This window comes from Photobacterium sp. BZF1 (genome assembly GCF_014349205.1).
Lineage (GTDB): Bacteria > Pseudomonadota > Gammaproteobacteria > Enterobacterales > Vibrionaceae > Photobacterium.
Map to the genome: position 1 here is coordinate 29,323 of NZ_JACSOF010000010.1, position 16,897 is coordinate 46,219.

The window sequence follows — 16,897 nt, forward strand, 5'->3', positions numbered from 1 at the left end:
GATATGTTACTAGGCAATCAGAGCCAGGCTAATTACGCCAACTTTCAGGTGACGGCCAATGCGTCGGTATCATCGAGTTTCGAGCTGATATGTATGCTTCATGAGCGGCTGATCCAAGAACTTGAAAATGTCAGGTATGCCATTGAGCATAAAGATCTGGAGATGAAAGCAAAAGCATCTCAAAAATCGATTGATATTTTAGTGGGCCTTGATGCGTCGTTGGATTTATCTACTGCTGAATCGCTGATTCAAAATATCCATGCGCTCTATGAGCATGGCATTGCCACGGTGTTTGAGGCATCGAAGGAAATGAAGCCCGAGCTTATCGAAAAGCTCATAGCGGTCATGACAGATCTCAAAGAGGGGTGGGAGGGGGCGATGGAGTGGGTAGATGAAACCCACTCCTAAGCAACTCAACCAACTGGCAGACAAGCTGGAAACCGCTATTGCCGCCAGGCATTTTGCTCATATAGCGAAACTCAATACGATGTTGGCGACTATTCTGCCCGAGATTGAGCAATCGGAACCGGCATACCTTAAGGTTGTTAACCGACTAAAGCTGCTACACCAATCTTGTGTCGATTTAGTCGATAGTGAACAAAGTAAATTAAAACTTCAGCTAGTGAATAATGTCAGCCTAAGGGAACGCGACAAGGCGTATGCGACTACCAAGGCGAGAGCAGGGGACTGAACATGGTACATCTGGTGAAGGTACTTCAATCAGGACAGCTTGTCCAACGACTGCAAGCCTCTATAGAAATAGGCGAGCAGCCTTCCATGCCAGCTAATTTTGTTCAGGCGTTAACATCGGTCTCGGTTGAACAGGGACAGGAAGATGGAATGCGTTTAGCCGAGGAGCAAACGATTTCGCCATTGGCCGTGCCAACTGTAGAGCTTAATATCAGTCACAATGGGCTGGATAGCTTGTTCTTTGCCAAAGAAGGAACCGAACAGGTCGCGATACCACAAATGCAGCAACAGTTAGGTATGTGGTTATCCTCAAACAAGCTGGGGCTCTCTTCTAGAATGTCGTCGGTGCTTGTTAGGCTTAGTCGAGATGAGCATCAAATCTGGCAGAATACACAAGCGCAATTGACCCAAGGTTCGAACGAGACGGAAAAGGTGTATGCTCAAGAAGGACAAGCGGATCGTTTCAATGCAACTCCACTATCGGCGATGTATTTTGGCCATTCCCATACCAATCATCCCACAGGCCAGTTAGCTGTCCAATTATATAGCGGTGTAAACCAAGCCAGCCCAATAGTAGGGTCGCATCAACTGACGGAAATGCCGGTCATTCAGATTGAAGCGATGGCCTCCAAAGGCATCAATACAGGCATAGATATAGAGAGGAGTTTGCCAGTCGAGGTGCAAAAGCAAATCTACCAGGTGATTAAGGACAAGGTCCAAATTCAGTTTGATACGCTCAGCCAATCAGCGCGGATACGGTTTGACCCGCCTGAACTTGGGAAAGTGGAAATGATGCTTCGTTTAGACGGGGACAAGCTCAATATTCAAGTCAATGCGTCATCTGCTATTACCCGGGAAGCATTAATAGCAACCTCTGAACGTCTAAGATCCGAATTGGTGTCTGAAAATGCCGCACTGTCTGAAGTCAATATTACTTATTCTCAGCAAGGTTCATATCAGGGCCAGCACAATAGCCAGCCTTTTGGGGATGAGGGAGAGGGAAGCCTACTATCCAATGACGCATTGGCGGACAATGAAATAACCACACTGGAATATAACGCTTATATTGCGAGGGTATAATGTTATGAAAATTTTAGTTGCAGTGATTTTAACCCTTGCTGTGTCATTGACTGGGTTTGTGCTTTACCAAAATAACGTCATCAGCATGAAAGCCATATTAGCCCTGTTTGAAGTCAATCAATCAGGGCCAGCCGAACCGCAAAATATCGAGGTGCAGATAGAGAATGTATTAGTACCTATTAACTTGGGAAAGCGGCAGAGCTTGCTGTTGCTTGATGTCTCTTTATTTACGCCAAAGGGTAATGCCCCATATCTGGAAGAACAATTAAGTCGGGTCAAGAACAGGATCATTAAAAAATTCAGCGTTAAAGACCTCGAGTACTTTCATGACAAACAATTTATATACGTTCTTCAAGATGATTTGAAAGACGAACTCGATGAATTGCCGACTTTGCAAATAGGGGATGTACTCGTGACCAAGGCTGTATTTCAGTAAGGGCCGTTATTATGTTGATGCAGCGGAAATATCAGCACACCCCCTCTAGTCATAATTCGAACTTAAAGCAAATTGAAAAACAGGCGCTTCAAGACAATATCAAAATGATCCACGGGCTGCTTTACCGCTATCGGTATGCGGTTGATGATGGCACTTATGAGGATCTGCGCCAGACAGCAATGATGACACTGATCATTGAGCTGAGAAAATTTGACCATGTGGCCAATGAGGACTTTAGGCGAGCCGTCGCGGTGCGAATTCGTGGAGAGCTTATTGATGAATTACGCCGCCGAGACTATATGGAACGTGATAAGCGGCAGATGGTCAACAAAATTAAGCATACAGAAAGAGAGTTACTTCAGATTTTGGGACGGGAGCCAAATAGCGGGGAAATATGTCGCCATTTAGGTATTGATAGCCAAGTCTACCAGCAGGCTATGTTGTTTGTCGACGTGGTTGATGATATCGAGCTGGATAATATCGTCACCGCAGTCCCAGAGACCGATAAGCAGGTGTTGTTTGATGAAGTAAAGCAAGTGCTTGAAACATTGCCAGAATTAGAAAAACGAATTATTTACTTGGTGTATGTGAAAAGCCTGACCACAAAAGAAGTGGCGCTTGTACTTGGCACCAATGAAGTAAAAATACACAGGTTAAAACACCGTGGGTTGGAAATCCTCAAGAGTCGAATACAGGAGAGTGATGTATGCAAAAGATAATCGGAGTTATCGTTGTATTTAGCGTCATCTTCGGGGGCTTTATCTTTCTTGGGGGAAAAATTGAATTTATCTTCAAAATTTCAGAAATAATTATTATTTTTGGTTCAGCCTTGGCAAGCCTTTTAATGTCAACGACTTCGGGGACACTGAAATTAATGGTGCAACAAATTGGCCTAGCATTTAAAAAGACACCCTATGATAAAGAGTATTACCAACAATTACTGTCATTGATGTTCGAGCTTATCAATATAGCAAAGGTCCAGAATATTAAGGCACTCGATATCCATGTTGAAAACCCAGATAGCAGTCGGGTCTTTGCCAAATACCCCAAGGTGACAAAAGATGCATTGACCTTACAGTTTATTATTGATTCTTTTCGCCAAGTAATCACCGGGAAGCAATCTCAACATGTGCTAGAGGCTTTTCTTGAAGAGGAAATCGAGCACTTGGAAGATGAGTACATCAAGCCATCGGAAAAGTTGCATGCCACCGCAGAGGCGATGCCCGGACTGGGAATTTTAGCAGCGGTGATGGGCATCATTCTAACCATGCAGGGGCTGGATGGGGAAATAACTGAAATAGGAAAAAATATAGCAGGCGCATTAGTCGGTACTTTTACTGGGGTGTTTGGCTGCTATTGTGTTCTCGGCCCAATGTCCAGCAGCATTAAAGATATTGCAGAAAGCCAAGTTACCCCACTGCACTGTATTAAATCGATTCTGTCAGCTCATGCTCAGGGGCAATCGTCACACATGTGTGCTAATGCTGGGCGCAAGAATATTGAAACACGCTATAAGCCTTCCTTTGACGAACTTGAAAAGGCAGTCGAAGTCCTTAGGCAGCAGCCTACATCAAGTTAAAGGCGGCCATTATGGAATCTCAATACACCATTGTTAAAAAAGGCAGGAGAAGAAGGCAACCATTACAACATGGTGGCTGGAAAGTTGCGATGGCAGACCTGATGATCTCACTGATGTGCTTGTTCTTGGTGTTGTGGATTTTGCAGGTTGTAGATATCGATGATCAGAAAAAGCTGCTGAACTATTTCGTTTATGGTAATGATCCTGTTATGCCAATGGGGTCAACAGAGGTCGGGGCCAATTCTATAAGCCCACTTCCTCTGCCGAATGTTGCGACTTCTCATTATGACGCTGAGCTTCATCGTGTAAATGATACCTCCGTCCTGGAGGGGGAGTTTAACAGCCAACAAGAACTAGAGTTGTTGGCAGAAAGGGTGATGCAAGAACTAGCCGAGGTTGATGGTCTTGGCAGTGTCAGTGTGTTGGTGACACCGCAAGGTGTCAGGTTGGTGATTCTAGACTCGAACAAAGGCCCTATGTTTATCAACGGTAGCGCGAGAGTCACGCCATTTTACCAAGACTTACTACTCAGCCTTGCAGGCCTGTTGCAGCGAATTGAAAATAAAATGATCATAACAGGCCATACGGATGCCAGCAGGTTTAAAAATGGGACGAAAACCAACTGGGAACTCTCAAGCGAGAGGGCAAACCAGGCCCGGTATTATCTCAATCGTGGCGGATTAAAAGAGCGGCATATTTTTCAGGTCAGCGGGATGAGTGATACCGCACCGATAGATCCTGATGATCTGAGTGCAGAGATTAACCGGCGGATAGAGCTCTATATTTTGACCGCAAAGAGCCATGCCCAGCTAAATAAAGTGTTCAAGCACTTTTCAATGACAGCAGGCGCGGACAAGGCATATCATTCTGAGCAGCAACTGCATACAGAGCTGATTGATATAAAACAGCAGGCAACAAAACAGGCAGAATGGAATCAGCCGGTTACTCCCTTTGATGTGATGACTCGTTATGAGTGAGCTACTGGCGATCGCTGTGAATATGAGAAAATGCCTAGCTTGGCTGGTGGTAATAGATTACATATTGATTTTCTTCTATGTGTTTGTCGTAGGGAGCCTGCTTTATGTTGAGCTGTTTTTGATTGGTGTACTCATTGCAGTTTATAACTTCTTGCTGGTCACTATTCTGGTTCACCAACCCCCTGGCTTTCTGACATTTTCGAGAGATAAACACCTGATAATACCTATCTGCTTTGCCGCGTTTCTGGGCTGCGTCATTGTTGTATGCACTTTGTTTCTTTGATTTTATCCGTTTGTTCAACACTTTGATGCGAAAGTAAAAAAGGAAGCGAATGCTTCCTTTTTTAACTTTAACCACACACGCGGCAATTTGGCTGTTTACCCAGCTTCATTTCCCGCCAGCTCATTGTCATGGCATCGAGCATCAGGATTTTGCCTGTCAGTGGCTGTCCCATATTGGCCGCTACCTTGATGGCTTCCATTGCTTGTACCGCACCGACAATACCGACTACCGGTGACATGATCCCGGCTTCAACACAGGTTAGGGCTTGCTGGCCGAATAGGGCACTCAGGCACTGGTAGCAAGGCTCATTGTCTTGATAGGTATAAACACTTATTTGGCCTTCCATACGGATGGCAGCACCAGAGATCAACGGTGTTTTGGTCTCGAAACACAAACGGTTTAACTGGTTTCGGGTATCTACGTTATCGCAGCAGTCCAGCACCATATCGTGCTGTTCGATAAGCGCTTTCAGTGCATCGTCATCAAGGCGTTTGGCAACAGTCTCAACAACGGTATTCGGATTGATTACTTGCAGAGCTTGCTTGGCAGAGTCAACTTTCAACATGCCAACCGTGGTGTCGTTGTGCAGAACCTGTCGCTGAAGGTTGGAAACCTCAACTTTATCGTCATCAATCAACGTTAGTTTGCCAACACCTGCCGCAGCAAGGTATTGGGTTGATGCACAGCCCAATCCACCAGCACCAAGGATTAGCATGGAAGCGGCTTTGAGTGCTTCCTGTCCGTCAAAGTCAAATTGTTTAAGAATAATCTGGCGGTTATAGCGCAGCATTTCTGCGTCGGTAAGTTCTACCACTGTGTATTCCTGTAGGGAGTTCTAAATTGAGGGTGTTGTGTCCGCCTAATACAGCGGACACAATCATTGATTAATACATGGCGTGGTTGAAAAGCTCGATAGTGACATCTTCACCCGGCATCACACGACCACGCTCTTGCTCGAGCACTACGAAGCAGTTGGCTTGGTGCATTGAGCTAAATGCGCCAGACCCCTGGTTACCTGTGGTAGCAACTTCGACTTGGCCCTCGCTATTTAGTTGGTAAATGCCACGTTGGTAGTCGGCACGGCCTGGGCGCTTTTTGAATACCGTTGTTGCCTTTGCCTTCAGTCGCTGTGGTGGCTGGTATTGGCTGTGGCCCGACAGTTTGGCCAGCATAGGCTGGACCAATTGGTAAAGCGTTACCATGGCAGAGACAGGGTTGCCCGGAAGGCCACAGAACCAGGTATTTTTGATTGTGCCAAAGGCAAACGGCTTCCCTGGCTTCATTGCAATTTTCCAGAAACCGATTTCACCTTGTTCATCAAGGATATCTTTGGTGTAGTCCGCTTCACCCACGCTAACACCGCCGGAGGTCACCAGCACATCTGCGGTGGTGGCTTTATCAAAAGCTTCACGTAGTTTTTCAGGGGAATCTGGAATAATGCCCAAATCCATTACTTCACAGCCGAATTTTTCCAGCAGTGCGCGGATACCATAACGGTTGCTGTCGTAGATCTGACCGGCTTCCAAAGGCTCGCCAACAGGGCGCAGCTCATCACCGGTAGAGAAAAAGGCAACGACTGGGCGGCGGTATACCGGCAGGGTAGCAATACCCAATGAAGCCAGCAGAGGCATTTCACGTGCAGTAATACGATTGCCTCTGGCGACAACCACATCACCTTGGTGGACATCATCGCCAATTGGGCGGACGTTTTCGCCGTGAGCCACTTTAGCCGTAAAACGGATGTTCTCGCCGTCGACTTCGGTTTCTTCCTGCATGATAACGGTATCTGCACCTTCTGGCATTTGGGCACCAGTCATAATGCGGATACATTCGCCAGGCTGGCAAACACCGTTAAAAGGGATACCGGCAAACGACTTACCTGCCATACGCAAAGTATCGGTGTTATCCAGGTCTTCACTACGAAGGGCATAACCGTCCATTGCCGAGTTGGCAAAAGGGGGTACGTTAATTGGCGAGCAAATATCTTCTGCAAGTACCAAGCCCATGCCTTCTGAAAGAGAAACTGAGGTTACCTCTTTCAATGGTTCAACTTGGTCAAGAATCTTAGTCAGTGCGGTTTCGACTGGCATTAAGCCTGGAGTGTCACAACATCCCATAATAGGTATCCGTCTATCGTCGTTATAAGTTTTAGTGGGGTAATTATGACAAAAAAAGGTCACTAGCACTAATACCTGACTAGTTTTGTAGTGTAATTTTGATCAATTACGGGTATCCTTCCGTCTCAAAGTTTGCTGGCACTCGTATTTGGGCGCGTTTTATACATATAAGTAACTAAAATTACTTGATGTTTGCCTTAAGCCCAGCCGGTTGGAGGAAAAGAATGACTGCATTTAGCGAATCTGCATTGAAAGTGCGCCAAGCACTGGTTGAGCGTGGCTTAGAAACCCCGATGACTGATAAGGTGGTAAGCCGCGAAGAGAAGAAAGAAAAAATCGAGTATCACATGCGTGAGATCCTTGAACTTCTTTCACTGGATCTAACTGACGATAGCTTGGTTGAGACTCCCCATCGAATCGCGAAAATGTATGTTGATGAAGTGTTTTCTGGCCTAGATTACGCCAACTTCCCTAAAATCACTGTCATCGAAAACAAGATGAAATGTGATGAAATGGTTCGTGTTAAGGATATAACCCTGACCAGCACCTGCGAGCACCACTTGGTGACGATTGATGGTACTGCGACTGTTGCTTACATCCCTCGTGGTAAGATCATCGGCCTGTCGAAGATCAACCGTATTGTCCGTTTCTTCGCTCAGCGCCCTCAGGTGCAAGAGCGCATGACTCAGCAGATTTTAGTTGCGTTGCAAACCCTGCTGGAAAGCGATGACGTTGCCGTTACTATGGATGCGACCCACTATTGCGTGAAAGCGCGTGGGGTGATGGATGCTACCAGCACGACAACAACGACAGCATTGGGCGGTATTTTCAAGCGCAACCCTGCCACCCGTGCCGAATTTCTGAACGGCCTGCGTTAATCTTTATTTGACGCTCATACAGAATAATTTATTATGAAACAAGCCAGTAGATAATCTACTGGCTTTTTTGTAGCTAGCATCTGGATAACAAGGCTTATGGATTTAATAAAACTGTCCCGAATCAGCATGAAGCACCTCATCACTCTTCACGTGATGCTGGACACGCTCAGTGTCACTGCCAGTGCCGAGCGGTTATGCCTAAGCCCATCCTCTGTCAGCAAGACCTTGACCCAGTTGCGGGAAAACCTCAACGATGAGTTGTTCTACCGCCATGGTAACCAACTCGTTGCCACACCGCTTGCTAGGAGGCTTGGGCCAACTGTCCATCAGATGATCAATGAGATGAACCAGATGCTGACGCAGGAAGCCTTTGACCCTGCGTCTTATCAAGGTCGCTTTTCTTTGGCGATGCGCGAAAGTACCTTCGAACTGTTGGCGGCCAAGCTCAGTGCCAGGGTGTTGGAGCAGGCTCCTGGCATGCGATTGGAGATTTGGTCGCGTGATAATATGGGCTTTGACAGCCTTGCCAAAGGGCAGTTGGATTTTATCATCCTGCCGCACGACAAAAGCCAGCCGCCAAGCACCCAGAACAACCTGGTATGGGAAACCTTGCTGGATGATGAAATGGTGTGCTTGATGAATCCTAATCACCCGTTGGCAGAGAAAACCCTGACGATTGATGACTACCTGAGCTACGGTCATATCGGCATAACTGATAACGATTTGAATGTGCCATTTTTCGAGCTTCAGCTTGCCCAGCAACACCAAAAACGAAAAATTGCGGTAAACGTACCTGATTTCGGTGGTGCTGCCTTGATGTGTCATCACAGTGACTTGCTGTTCACTTGTTCACGCCAATGGGCGGATGTCGCGCTACAGGCAAGAGAATTGATCACCAAGCCACTACCATTCAATTATGGTGAGGTGTCCTACAGCCTTGTCTGGCACCAACCGAGCATGAACGATCCTGCCCAGCGTTGGCTGTATGAACAGATCGTTGCGGTATCGCATGAGTCTGAGTCAAAAGGCTAGTTTTTATAAAAATTATCCAATGGGGTTTAGATAGAGAGTGTCGATGCCTCTCTGGCCAAGCGCATTGGCTAATGATTCAATCTGCTTTTGACTGCATGTCTGCCATTGTAATGCCTCCCCGACGACGCCGTGATGCTGGAACGCATTGAGCCTAACCGATGTCCTCTGAGGCAGTGAGCCCAAGAAATGGGCTAGGGCATCAATTTCCTGCTCGAAGTCTGTGATACCCGGTATATGTAACAAACGGACTTCTTCCAGTTTATCGTGCTTTGCGAGCATATCTATAGTCTGTATGACCCTGTGATGGCTACGACTGGTTAGCCAAGCGTGGGTTTCTTCCTGCCAAGCTTTTAAATCAACCATGGCACCGTCCAATACCGGCAGTACTTTCTCCCATCCGGTCAGGCTAAGACTGCCATTAGTGTCGACCATGCAGGTCAGTTGGCGTAGCGTTGGATCGGCTTTGATAGCGCTGAACAACTCAACAATGAAAGGCAACTGGAGTGTTGCCTCGCCACCACTGACAGTGATCCCCGATAAAAACAGCTGGTGCTTGTGGACAAGCTGCAAAATGTCCTCAACGCCCATCTGCTGGGTCTTGGGGTTGGACTGGTTAGGACAAACGTCTAAACAGCGATCACAATGGGTACATAGTGCAGCATCCCACTGTATTTTGCCTTCGCTTAACGATAATGCATGACTCGGGCAGGGGCTAACGCAATCTCCACAATGGTTGCAGATACCGATAGTGTGTGGATTGTGGCAATTCTTGCATTGGTAGTTGCACCCTTGCAGGAAGATAACGAGCCTGTTGCCAGGCCCGTCGACACACGAGAAATTGAGGATTTTACTGACTGTCGCAGTAGCGTGGCGCTTGCTCATGACTCACAACTCGTGGTTTGCGATTGAGGATTCCGGTATTCGCTGCGGCTTCTGCACCGAGACCTGTGGTGTTGGTTCGGGAACCCTGCTCCTTGAACTTGGCGATATCAGACAGTTTGATCATATAGCCTGTCACCCTGACCAAATCGTTAGAGTGTACGTTAGCGGTAAACTCGCGAAAGCCAATAGCCAGCGCACCTTTACATAACTGATACATAGCTTCTGGGTTTGATTTGACGGTTTCATCAATGGTCAAAATGTCGCTGATGCCCGATGTGTAGTACTGGTGGTGTTCAGCTAGCGCTTGGATGTGGCTAACTGGGTCTGGCTCAGTACCATAAGGGATACGTACTCCCGGAGTGACATCTTCATCCAAACTGATACCTCCCTGGGCGTGGAGCAGGGCACGACCATGGTAGCCATATTTGACTGGCGTGGATGTGACAATGTCACTCAGGGTTTTGGAGATTCGGTGCCCCAGCTCATTAGCACCTTGCTGGTGGCCGTATTGTCCGTCAAGGCCATCTTTGGCAACCATGATATTGACCGCTTCAGCCATGCCATAGATGCCGAACATTGGCGCAAATCGATCTTCAGCAATCAAGCCTTCCTCAATCAAGAAGCTGTTAAAGAACCCCGACTCTTCATGGAGGTAAGCAGAGCGGGCTTCAATTAGCTCGTACATGGTTTGGCAGTAATTTGGCAAGACCGTGCGAAAGAAATCATCAGTAGATGATGCTTTATTGGCGACCTCTTTAAGGTTCATACGAACCAGGGTATTTGCACCGCCAGCCAGAGGGAGAGAGTTATAGCAACTCACGATACCAAAACCGCTATTGTCATAAGCCTTGGCATGCACTGGATAGTTCGCAATATGCGGTTTACTGCATTCGCAGATGTTGTGGCTGGCCTGTCGAAGTAGATCGTCTGGGGTGATTTCAGGATCATACATGAAGGTCAGGTTAGGGGCGACTTGCTTGAGCTCGGCATCAACACGCAAAATTGTCCGGCAGATCACATTGTCAGTCGGGCCGATATTCACATGCATAAAAGCATCTGGCAGGGTGCGATCTAGCATGATCCAGAACAGGCGCAATTTTCGGTAAATCGTTTCTGCGTCTAACGCTTCGACGAATGGAAGCAATACATCATCGAGTTGGCCGAGGTAAACCGGAATGTTTGTTACCGATGGCACATGATGATAAATGATCGATAGATGATTTAAGGCTTCGTCAAAATTCTGTGCAGGAGGTAATTCAAGATATTCAGAGCCTTGTTTTAGAAACTTGGCGTAATCAGGCAGTACGTAGCGAGGCTTAAATGGAGCATTGCCCTCGAACATGTCGCACAAGATATTGTCTTCAATAGCGTCTTTGACTGACTGCGAGATTTCAGGGTACGGCAGGCTGGCATCGGCTTCTAGCGCAAGGTATTGGCTTTTCTGTTTCGGAGAAAGCGTAGGATCATTAATGATCTGTCTGAATTTATCTTGAATGCTCATGTTATTAACCATGTTTGAATTATGGTTAATAACATAAATCGGCACGGTATTTTCTTGAAGTGAAAAGAACTCAAATTGCGATTTCTATATTGGAAAACCAAGGGCCTATGGGGAGGGGCGCCGTCGTCAACGGTGGTGATACCATTTTCGATGAATTTATTGTTCGGATTGTCATTTTTGGAACATGACGAAGTTGTCATTGTGTCATTATTTTGACTAGACCTAATAGTAGGCAGTTCAACAGGATGATTGTTCCGCCCCTTCATATTTCTCAAGGACAGAGCTTGATTGTTGGTCTTCGACCTTAGCTCAGGACATTAGCGATGACTGGTTCAGTTAGAACACAAGATCGAATTTACGCGTTACTTGCCGTTACTTCAGCTGTTTTTTGCACCCCTACCTCTGCTCAGGAGTTAGGGGAAAAAGAGTATGCAGCATTGGCTAGCCCAGGGAATTTTGTTGCAGATAATCAGTCTCAGCCAAATGTTTTGCCTGAAGGGGCAACAGCAGTAAAAACCGGTCTTGATCTTTCCTTGCTGTCAGTGATCGATTTATCCAGCACCCAGAGCCTGTGTGGTTTTGCCGAATCGAACCTATGTTTCACCACTGAAGTGGAACGGATATATGCAAGTAATGGTTATATGCCTTTGTGGCGTGATGAAAAGTTGCGTGAAGCGTTGGATATACGTCTAAGGACACTTGCATTTTCCGGATTGACGCCAGGTATTGAAGCTCGTATTTCCGAGTTGGATCAGCTGAGTAGCAAGCCCGATCTGCGAGCCTATGACATGCTGGCGACTGATACCTTTCTGCTCTACGAAGCACTGAAAAGTGTTCTTTACTCTGCGCCCAGCACCATGTTTCGCAACCAAACTGTGAGTTTGATGACAGAGTCTGGTTCCCAATCATTACCTTATTCTGTTGCCGGGGCTGCCATCATTCCATCATTTTTGGCGCATCGACTTATTGGTAGTAATGAGAGTTTTACCCTGTCCAAGCGCGTATTGTCTGAGGTAGAGAGATTTGACCAAATGCCGGCACACCGTTATCAACCTCACGGTAGGCAACTTATTAAACCTGAGGTTGAAATCCCCAATGGGCTGGCAATGATAGAGGTGCTCAATACTTATGGTGATTTAGGTGATGAAGCTTTCTATCGGCTAACGTCCAAGCCAGTATTAACCAACAGCGGTGAGCTGAATCAAGCAATTAGGCGTTTTCAGCAGCGAAACGGGTTGGAACCTGATGGTATTATTGGTTCTGCAACAGCCCGTCAAATGGCTTTGCCTTATAAAGAAGTCGCTCGCTTGCTTGCGCTTAATTCATACCGTAGTCAGATGGGAGCCTCAGGTGAAGAGCGACCTAGTATCCGTGTTAATATTCCTGACTACCGGCTGCAAATAACCTATAAGCAAGAAGTCGTCTTTGAGTCAAAAGTTATCGTTGGTAGAACAACCAGGCCAACAAACCTTTTTTCATCATCAATGAATATAATGGTGGTCAATCCTCGCTGGAATGTGCCGGAAACCATAAAGAAAAAAGACGTGATCCCCGGCATGAAGGCCTCGCCGGACTACCTGCAGAGGAAGAACTTGACCATGATCCGCAGCTGGCGGGATCGTACCGAAATCTCTCCAGATATGGTTGAGTGGAGCACTGTTAACCCCCATACATTTCCATATGAGTTTATGCAAAAGCCTGGCCGCGGCAATGCTCTCGGCAATGTGAAATTCCTCATGCCCAATGACTACTCGGTGTACCTGCATGACACTCCATCAAGAAAGCTGTTCAATAAAGCCAAACGCAATCTAAGTTCTGGGTGTGTAAGGGTAGAAAAGGCTGCGGAACTGGCTGATTTTGTGTTGGATTACCAGCAGCGACCAAGTTGGCGCAATTACCAGCAATTGGTTACCGATAGGAGAACCGATACCATCACATTGCCGCGCAAGATTGATGTGGATGTTACCTATGTAACTGCGTGGATTGATGAAAATGATCAACTACAATTGCGGGAAGATATTTATGGCTATGACAGGCCAATTAGACGGCCGGTTAAACTGAAGTACTCAACGGTCAAAAATTACCGGCAATAGAGCCATATCCAAGTGATCTCTAAGCATGGGGTTGGACTAGGCAATGCTGAGCAACAAAGTTGATCAATTAGTTGAACGGGCCTTAATGGAAGGAGACATCAAGGCCAAAGTTGCGATAGAAAAAATCAATCAAAAAGCGATGCTTAAGGTTGAGAAGACGGTTTTTGCCGAGCATTCACCCTCTAAAGAAAAGATGCTATTGGATATTGAAATGCAATCCGAACGGCTGAAGGAGAATGCAATAAAAGCTGCACGAGTCGTTGCAAGCCTTCCTTTTATCTTATGTATCTTCAGTTTTGTTGGTTAGAGTGGGGGAATTCAGACCTCATTCTTCTTTTGTTCATCTCTCATTGCCTTTCTTGGTATACAATTCTTCATGGATAAAGCCCAAATTTTTCAGTGCATTTACTTAAATGTCAGCCGAAAAACTCATTAAGGGTTACAAGAAATAGAAAAGGAACATTTATACATGCCTTTGCTGCAACGCATTAGTCTTATCATTTTTATTTTTACCTTTTTGCATGGTTGCGCATCCCTATCCGATGAAGTCGAGCACCCTATAGAGTCAAAGGCTTCGCAGCAGGCTAGCACTTTATCGGCATTGGTTGATACTCACCAGCCTAAAGGTTTAACGCCAGCTAACAGTGCCGTTGTACTGCAAGATACCGGTTGGGATGCCTTGGCCCAGCGCTTAGCCCTTATTGAAACGGCTGAACATAGCATCGACATCCAGTACTACATTTGGAACTCAGATGATTCGGGCAGATATTTGGCTACCCGCTTGATTGCTGCTGCGAATCGCGGTGTCAAAGTGCGTGTCATGCTTGATGACATAAACCTAAACGAAAGAGAAGAGTTGTTAATAGCATTAGATTCTCACCCTTTTATTGAGATACGTGTATTTAATCCTATTCCTACCCGGCGAGGAGTCGCAAAGTGGCTCAATGTACTCGGTGACTTTTCACGTCTCAATCGCCGTATGCACAATAAATCATTCACAGTGGATGGAGCTATGTCAGTTGTTGGAGGGCGTAATATAGGCGATGAGTACTTTGATCTCTCTGATGATATTAATTTCCGCGATCGTGATGTGTTGATTATGGGGGCAGTAGTCAATGATATCCAAACGAGTTTTGTTGAATATTGGGATAGCCGTTGGTCTTACCCTGTCAGCATGCTGGGTGGGGAAGCCTCCATTGAACTGGCGGCGTTAGATCGGGTTTATGCTCCTCGTTACACGCATTACCCGGCATTGCCTGAAGGGAGTGAGGTTGCCTATCAGTTTCTAAAGGAGTTAATGGGGGAGATCACTTGGGTCAAAGCGCGCTATATCGCCGACCAACCTGTCCCTGATGATGTTGATAATACCGACTCACCCAAGAAGACAGCCAGAGCTCTGGCGGATTTAGCGTTGAAGTCTGAACAAGAAATTGTTGTGGAATCGGCTTATCTCGTTTTCGATGATGGCCAATTGGCAAGTCTTCAAGATCTAACAAATGATGGTGTTAAAGTAAGGGCGTTGACCAATTCTATGGTCTCCAATGACCTTATCACTAACCATTCTGGTTATGCAGGAAGGCGTCAGGACATGCTAGATAATGGTATGCAGTTGTTTGAATTAAAACCTGACACCAAGTTATGTGAGCAATCAACAAAAGATGCTGCTAAATGTGCACCCACAACGCCTTATGGCCTGCATTCAAAGTCCGTTGTCTTTGACAGGCAAATCGCAGGGGTTGGCTCCTTCAACTTTAATTTGCGTTCAACGTATCTTAATACTGAATCTATCCTAGTCATCGAAAATGAAAGAATTGCTGATTCACTAGCTGGCGACATTGAGGTGGCGATGGAAGAAGAAAACAGTTGGCGCCTGGGTCTAGAGGGAGGCAGTGTTCGGTGGTATTCCGGTACAAAAAGCTGGGAGACCGAGCCCGATACTAGTCAGTGGGATCGAGCAAAATCGCGTTTTTTACAACTTTTCCCGATAGAAAAATACCTGTAAGCGGCGCTAAACAGCCAAGGTTCAGGATAAGATGGTAAAACTAGGGCAATCCAAAATAATAGGAATAACAATGAAAAAGACACTTCTGACTGCAGCGTTATTGATTTCAGCCCCTCACGTTTTCGCGAATGATAATGCTGACATGTTCCCTGAAATGCCAGGTTTTACCAAGCATGTTATCCAACTTGATACCGTTGAGAATGAAAACCAAGACCGCCGTGTTCAACTTGTCGCTAACAGTGTTATGAAGGTTGATTGCAACATCAAAGCGCTGCCGATGGATATCGAGCGACGCTCACTGGAAGGGTGGGGTTATTCTTACTACGTACTGGAAAAACAAACTAACTATGCCAGCACCATGATGGCATGTGAGAAAGAAGCGGCAGACACAGAACTGCAGTTCCACAGTGATTTGTTGCGCTATAATTCAAAGCTTCCTTTGGTAGTCTACGCACAGGAAGATGTGGACGTTGACTACAAAGTTTGGGCGCCAGTAGAGTAATTAAATTTCTCTTAGTTGACGCCAATGCCTTCGCGGTATTGGCGTCGTCTGCATTTCAGCCTCACATTTAAGATCGCTCCATATTCGATACACCCTCATTTCCAACGGCTACCTAACCTTTAAACTGGTATTAGAGGAGGTTGCTATGGCGGGGGACTCATTTGATTTGCCAGCTCAACTTACTGATTTTGATCTCGATATTGCCACCCTGTTTTTGTTGGCGTTAGCTAACTGCAATGGTAAGTCGGGAACGGTGGCATTCGGCGAATTTGCTGATTATTTACCTACAGATATCAGCATAGGCCACAAGCGGCAGCGGTTTGACAACGCCCTTGATCGAGTAACAAATCAAATATTGGCTAATAAACTTAATTGTTATCAACAAGCTGTTTTTTCAGCGCTTTCTGTCGACATGTTTATCTCGTCATCCTTGGGCCTGGATAGCAAGGCGACTTTTACTTTTAGTGACTTGATTGCAAGCGAGGCTGAACATCAAACCCGTTTGCTGCCAAGTTTACTGCCGCTGATTGGGACAAACAGTGTTGGCTGTATTGCCCTGTATTGCGAGCTGGTCAGCAGGCCAGACAATACTGATATAAAAACGGTCAAAAGGGGTAGGTTGGAGCAATTACTCATCGCTACCAGCGAGACGTATTACAGCATCATCAAGCAAAAACACCTGATACCAGCTCTAGATTCGATTTTTGCTGTAACCGGGCAGAGGTTTGAAATAATGACAGAAATGAAATCCAGTAATACTACCCAGGCGGTGGTATTCAAAGAGAAGTAACGCCTCTACATTTTTACTATTACTAATTAAAAGCATAGAGGCGTTACTTGAGTGG

19 protein-coding genes are annotated in these 16,897 nt (G+C 46.2%); 15 read left to right on the plus strand and 4 right to left on the minus strand.

Translation table 11 applies throughout. From position 1 onward, the window contains the following. Nucleotides 1–3 precede the first annotated feature (3 nt). From BIZ37_RS03520 to BIZ37_RS03555, 8 genes are read left to right on the plus strand one after another with little or no spacing between them, the layout of a single operon-like run. Nucleotides 4–408 carry a flagellar protein FliS gene (locus BIZ37_RS03520; RefSeq protein ID WP_187460333.1) on the plus strand — a complete coding sequence of 135 codons (405 nt, stop codon included), beginning with the start codon at nt 4–6 and terminating at the stop codon, nt 406–408. Then, entirely contained in the window at nt 392–691 is a 300-nt protein-coding gene (locus BIZ37_RS03525) for a hypothetical protein (RefSeq protein ID WP_187460334.1), read from the plus strand. Before BIZ37_RS03520 ends, BIZ37_RS03525 begins: the two co-directional genes overlap by 17 nt. A gap of 2 nt (nt 692–693) precedes the next feature. Continuing rightward, nucleotides 694–1,770: a flagellar hook-length control protein FliK gene (locus BIZ37_RS03530; protein WP_187460335.1), complete on the plus strand. Its 1,077-nt coding sequence runs from the start codon at nt 694–696 to the stop codon at nt 1,768–1,770. 4 nt (nt 1,771–1,774) lie between these two features. Then, a complete protein-coding gene (locus BIZ37_RS03535) occupies nt 1,775–2,206 on the plus strand; it encodes a flagellar basal body-associated FliL family protein (protein ID WP_187460336.1) in 432 nt (143 codons plus the stop codon). Nucleotides 2,207–2,217: 11 nt separating this feature from the next. Beyond that, nucleotides 2,218–2,925: a sigma-70 family RNA polymerase sigma factor gene (locus tag BIZ37_RS03540; protein ID WP_187460337.1), complete on the plus strand. Its 708-nt coding sequence runs from the start codon at nt 2,218–2,220 to the stop codon at nt 2,923–2,925. Further along, entirely contained in the window at nt 2,913–3,785 is an 873-nt protein-coding gene (gene motA, locus BIZ37_RS03545) for a flagellar motor stator protein MotA (protein ID WP_187460338.1), read from the plus strand. Before BIZ37_RS03540 ends, motA begins: the two co-directional genes overlap by 13 nt. An 11-nt stretch (nt 3,786–3,796) precedes the next feature. Continuing rightward, nucleotides 3,797–4,762: an OmpA family protein gene (locus BIZ37_RS03550; protein WP_187460339.1), complete on the plus strand. Its 966-nt coding sequence runs from the start codon at nt 3,797–3,799 to the stop codon at nt 4,760–4,762. Then, nucleotides 4,755–5,045 (plus strand): hypothetical protein, encoded by a 291-nt coding sequence (locus BIZ37_RS03555; protein ID WP_187460340.1) that lies wholly within the window; start codon nt 4,755–4,757, stop codon nt 5,043–5,045. The genes BIZ37_RS03550 and BIZ37_RS03555 overlap by 8 nt, the downstream gene beginning before the upstream one ends. A 67-nt stretch (nt 5,046–5,112) precedes the next feature. Here BIZ37_RS03555 and moeB read toward each other — a convergent pair whose 3' ends face one another. After that, entirely contained in the window at nt 5,113–5,859 is a 747-nt protein-coding gene (gene moeB / locus BIZ37_RS03560; RefSeq protein ID WP_187460341.1) for a molybdopterin-synthase adenylyltransferase MoeB, read from the minus strand. Between the two features lie 70 nt (nt 5,860–5,929). Beyond that, on the minus strand, nt 5,930–7,162 hold the full coding sequence (gene moeA / locus BIZ37_RS03565) for a molybdopterin molybdotransferase MoeA (RefSeq protein WP_187460342.1): 1,233 nt from the start codon (nt 7,160–7,162) through the stop codon (nt 5,930–5,932). Nucleotides 7,163–7,386: 224 nt separating this feature from the next. On the opposite strand from moeA, the gene folE reads away from it, so the two are divergent. Together folE and BIZ37_RS03575 are read left to right on the plus strand one after the other, a co-directional pair. Then, complete coding sequence (gene folE / locus BIZ37_RS03570; RefSeq protein ID WP_187460343.1) at nt 7,387–8,040, plus strand: GTP cyclohydrolase I FolE; 654 nt, start codon at nt 7,387–7,389, stop codon at nt 8,038–8,040. Nucleotides 8,041–8,136: 96 nt separating this feature from the next. Further along, entirely contained in the window at nt 8,137–9,072 is a 936-nt protein-coding gene (locus BIZ37_RS03575) for a LysR family transcriptional regulator (RefSeq protein WP_187460344.1), read from the plus strand. A 12-nt stretch (nt 9,073–9,084) separates the two neighbouring features. On the opposite strand, the gene BIZ37_RS03580 is transcribed toward BIZ37_RS03575, so the two are convergent. Both BIZ37_RS03580 and BIZ37_RS03585 read right to left on the minus strand, forming a co-directional pair. Then, nucleotides 9,085–9,954, minus strand: a complete 870-nt coding sequence (locus BIZ37_RS03580; RefSeq protein WP_187460345.1) for a YjjW family glycine radical enzyme activase — start codon at nt 9,952–9,954, stop codon at nt 9,085–9,087. Continuing rightward, nucleotides 9,920–11,467, minus strand: a complete 1,548-nt coding sequence (locus tag BIZ37_RS03585) for a YjjI family glycine radical enzyme (protein WP_370577299.1) — start codon at nt 11,465–11,467, stop codon at nt 9,920–9,922. Before BIZ37_RS03585 ends, BIZ37_RS03580 begins: the two co-directional genes overlap by 35 nt. A gap of 311 nt (nt 11,468–11,778) precedes the next feature. Between BIZ37_RS03585 and BIZ37_RS03590 the strand changes: the two genes are divergently transcribed. The 5 genes from BIZ37_RS03590 to BIZ37_RS03610 all read left to right on the plus strand — a co-directional run bounded on the left by BIZ37_RS03590 (nt 11,779) and on the right by BIZ37_RS03610 (nt 16,842). After that, nucleotides 11,779–13,548 (plus strand): murein L,D-transpeptidase, encoded by a 1,770-nt coding sequence (locus BIZ37_RS03590; protein ID WP_187460347.1) that lies wholly within the window; start codon nt 11,779–11,781, stop codon nt 13,546–13,548. Nucleotides 13,549–13,591: 43 nt separating this feature from the next. After that, on the plus strand, nt 13,592–13,855 hold the full coding sequence (locus tag BIZ37_RS03595; RefSeq protein WP_187460348.1) for a hypothetical protein: 264 nt from the start codon (nt 13,592–13,594) through the stop codon (nt 13,853–13,855). A 162-nt stretch (nt 13,856–14,017) separates the two neighbouring features. Then, nucleotides 14,018–15,550, plus strand: coding sequence for a phospholipase D family protein (locus BIZ37_RS03600; RefSeq protein ID WP_187460349.1), 1,533 nt, complete (start codon nt 14,018–14,020; stop codon nt 15,548–15,550). Nucleotides 15,551–15,620: 70 nt separating this feature from the next. Further along, nucleotides 15,621–16,052, plus strand: a complete 432-nt coding sequence (locus tag BIZ37_RS03605; protein ID WP_187460350.1) for an ecotin family protein — start codon at nt 15,621–15,623, stop codon at nt 16,050–16,052. A gap of 145 nt (nt 16,053–16,197) precedes the next feature. Continuing rightward, nucleotides 16,198–16,842, plus strand: a complete 645-nt coding sequence (locus BIZ37_RS03610; protein ID WP_187460351.1) for a hypothetical protein — start codon at nt 16,198–16,200, stop codon at nt 16,840–16,842. Nucleotides 16,843–16,897: the final 55 nt, after the last annotated feature.

Coding starts and splice junctions, on each gene's coding strand:
- BIZ37_RS03540 (WP_187460337.1), top strand. CDS start 2,218: ATGTTGATGCAGCGGAAATATCAGCACACCCCCTCTAGTCATAATTCG.
- BIZ37_RS03550 (WP_187460339.1), top strand. CDS start 3,797: ATGGAATCTCAATACACCATTGTTAAAAAAGGCAGGAGAAGAAGGCAA.
- BIZ37_RS03555 (WP_187460340.1), top strand. CDS start 4,755: ATGAGTGAGCTACTGGCGATCGCTGTGAATATGAGAAAATGCCTAGCT.
- BIZ37_RS03595 (WP_187460348.1), top strand. CDS start 13,592: ATGCTGAGCAACAAAGTTGATCAATTAGTTGAACGGGCCTTAATGGAA.
- BIZ37_RS03530 (WP_187460335.1), top strand. CDS start 694: ATGGTACATCTGGTGAAGGTACTTCAATCAGGACAGCTTGTCCAACGA.
- motA (WP_187460338.1), top strand. CDS start 2,913: ATGCAAAAGATAATCGGAGTTATCGTTGTATTTAGCGTCATCTTCGGG.
- BIZ37_RS03590 (WP_187460347.1), top strand. CDS start 11,779: ATGACTGGTTCAGTTAGAACACAAGATCGAATTTACGCGTTACTTGCC.
- BIZ37_RS03575 (WP_187460344.1), top strand. CDS start 8,137: ATGGATTTAATAAAACTGTCCCGAATCAGCATGAAGCACCTCATCACT.
- BIZ37_RS03610 (WP_187460351.1), top strand. CDS start 16,198: ATGGCGGGGGACTCATTTGATTTGCCAGCTCAACTTACTGATTTTGAT.
- BIZ37_RS03535 (WP_187460336.1), top strand. CDS start 1,775: ATGAAAATTTTAGTTGCAGTGATTTTAACCCTTGCTGTGTCATTGACT.
- BIZ37_RS03520 (WP_187460333.1), top strand. CDS start 4: ATGTTACTAGGCAATCAGAGCCAGGCTAATTACGCCAACTTTCAGGTG.
- moeA (WP_187460342.1), bottom strand. CDS start 7,162: ATGGGATGTTGTGACACTCCAGGCTTAATGCCAGTCGAAACCGCACTG.
- folE (WP_187460343.1), top strand. CDS start 7,387: ATGACTGCATTTAGCGAATCTGCATTGAAAGTGCGCCAAGCACTGGTT.
- BIZ37_RS03605 (WP_187460350.1), top strand. CDS start 15,621: ATGAAAAAGACACTTCTGACTGCAGCGTTATTGATTTCAGCCCCTCAC.
- BIZ37_RS03580 (WP_187460345.1), bottom strand. CDS start 9,954: ATGAGCAAGCGCCACGCTACTGCGACAGTCAGTAAAATCCTCAATTTC.
- BIZ37_RS03600 (WP_187460349.1), top strand. CDS start 14,018: ATGCCTTTGCTGCAACGCATTAGTCTTATCATTTTTATTTTTACCTTT.
- BIZ37_RS03585 (WP_370577299.1), bottom strand. CDS start 11,467: ATGGTTAATAACATGAGCATTCAAGATAAATTCAGACAGATCATTAAT.
- BIZ37_RS03525 (WP_187460334.1), top strand. CDS start 392: ATGAAACCCACTCCTAAGCAACTCAACCAACTGGCAGACAAGCTGGAA.